This window comes from Bartonella tribocorum (assembly GCF_002778015.1).
In the GTDB taxonomy this organism is placed as follows: domain Bacteria; phylum Pseudomonadota; class Alphaproteobacteria; order Rhizobiales; family Rhizobiaceae; genus Bartonella; species Bartonella tribocorum_B.
Genome location: NZ_NJPP01000065.1, coordinates 1 through 2,075 on the forward strand (window position 1 = coordinate 1; position 2,075 = coordinate 2,075).

The following is a 2,075-nucleotide window of genomic DNA, read 5'->3' on the forward strand; positions in this document are numbered from 1 at the left end:
GCCATCATCTTAACCGGTGAAAGCAATCAGAGGGTGATGGGGCAAGATGCTGGAGAAATCATTGGCTCTCTCAACCGCAATACCGCAGCAGCCCACCAAGCTGTCGCACCAATAGACGCCACATCGCTTGAGGGAGCAGTGCATAATCGCTTAGACATGATCAATGATTTATCTGATGAAGGATTGGGATACTTTGATAAAATTTATAAAATCACAAATGTCAAAGACCACCCAGTGGGTGAGGTTGCGCATGATGAAAATGGCAATACAATCTATTTAACCGATGAAAATGGGGAACCTATAGAAGACAGTCATGGCAAAAAAATACCTCTATATCACTTTTTAAAGCCAGAGAAAGAAGATCATTTACAAAAAGGCCCTGACGGCGCTGTTTATATGTTCTACAATGGCATTTTTAATTCAYCAGATGATGCAGCGGGTAATGCTGTTCAAATGTCTGATAATAAAAAAGGACCCCTTTATTTTACATACTTCCCCCAAGCTGACGATATGCTAGTAGAATTAGGGATAGCGTTTTATCAAAAGTTTTGGGAGGGGGACACTTGGGGTTTGAGTAACTCGACGAAGAAATTCCAAGATTTTCTCTATCGTTATGGCAATGATGGGGCGATTGTTAGTGCGCATAGCCGTGGTACCCTAACAGTGCTCAATGGAGAGAATAACTTGAAAGATGATGGTATCCACGGTATAGCTAAGAAAACAGATATCTATCTTGTTGGAGCGGCTGCTCACCTGCAATCGATAGCTAATAGATTAGATTATCTAAGCGATGGCGAAAAGAAATATGTCTACGTACAAAGCCATATATTAGACCCCATTAGTACAGTGATTGGTTACAATCGACCTACTGCTTATAAGGTACCCTTGAAGTTCCCCTATGTATTATTTCTACCAGCCACTCCAATGATAGAGCAAGGGAAAGCGATCATTGGCCATAATCCTAGTACCACCCATAAGTGTTATGGTGATGCAAGTCGTGAGTGTAGAGATAATTATGGTTCATTTGGTTTTAAAAAACTTTATTCAACGATAACAGGGAACAAAAAATGAAAATATTATTTAATTTATTAAGCCTGCTCATTCTATTAAGTGTCTCTGGATGTGACATATCAAATATCGACAAACCTTCTCCAGGAGAAGTGGCAGTGTGGAAGAAGCCAGGAGCGAACTTTACTGAGGTAGGAAAAGTCTTGTTAGAATGTGGCATGCCAAGCCTTATTGATCAGGATTCAGAAAACAAAACGCTAAGCGACAATGAAATAGCCACCATTGATGCTTGCATGCTTCAAGCTGGTTTCCGTAGAAAATCAGGGGGTCCATATTGGTGCTATAATTATAGAGACCTTCCGATTTGTCGTCCTGGTGCTGTTATTCCGAAGCGAAGTGTTGAGAAGCGCTTAAACAGCCCTTTTTGTAAAAGGAGTCCAGTACAACCTGAATGCCAACCTTAACAATACAACACCATTCGCAAAGCGCTTTGGTTAATGTTGGCTTTGGTGCTGGAGCAACGGGTGGTGGAGGTTCAATGAGCGCCTCTTTCCAAAAGGATCAATCCTCTAGTGATTATCACAGTGTTGTGGAACAATCCGGCATCAAAGCGGGTGATGGTGGCTTTGATATTACAGTGGCGGGTGCAACAAACTTGACCGGAGGCCTTATTGACAGCAGCGCATCAGCAGACAAAAATAAATTGACCACAGGAACCATTACGACGAGTGATATTGCCAACAGTGCGCATGCGACAGCCAGCAGCCATGGTTTTAGCCTTTCTGGAAATGACACGATAAAAAACATTGCCAAGAATATTTTAAATCATGGTAAAGCCAAGGATGGAGCAGAAGGTGAAACCAAATCGGCTATCAGCGATGGCGCCATCATCTTAACCGGTGAAAGCAATCAGAGGGTGATGGGGCAAGATGCTGGAGAAATCATTGGCTCTCTCAACCGCAATACCGCAGCAGCCCACCAAGCTGTCGCACCAATAGACGCCACATCGCTTGAGGGAGCAGTGCATAATCGCTTAGACATGATCAATGATTTATCTGATGAAGGAT

The 2,075-nt window shown here is 42.8% G+C and carries 1 protein-coding gene and 2 pseudogenes; all 3 read left to right on the forward strand.

Annotation, left to right across the window (positions count from 1 at the left end; translation table 11 throughout):
* Nucleotides 1-1,071: pseudogene (locus tag CEV08_RS09085) on the forward strand (hemagglutinin repeat-containing protein); the annotation flags it as partial.
* The gene (locus CEV08_RS09090) at nucleotides 1,068-1,472 is read left to right on the forward strand and encodes a hypothetical protein (RefSeq protein WP_100131270.1); all 405 of its coding nucleotides are present in this window, start codon (nucleotides 1,068-1,070) and stop codon (nucleotides 1,470-1,472) included. The pseudogene CEV08_RS09085 and the gene CEV08_RS09090, both read left to right, overlap by 4 nt.
* A gap of 2 nt (nucleotides 1,473-1,474) precedes the next feature.
* A pseudogene (locus CEV08_RS09095) lies at nucleotides 1,475-2,075 on the forward strand (filamentous hemagglutinin); the annotation flags it as partial.

What these genes read in the sequence shown, in the direction of transcription:
- CEV08_RS09090 (WP_100131270.1), top strand. Translation starts at nt 1,068, where the DNA reads ATGAAAATATTATTTAATTTATTAAGCCTGCTCATTCTATTAAGTGTC.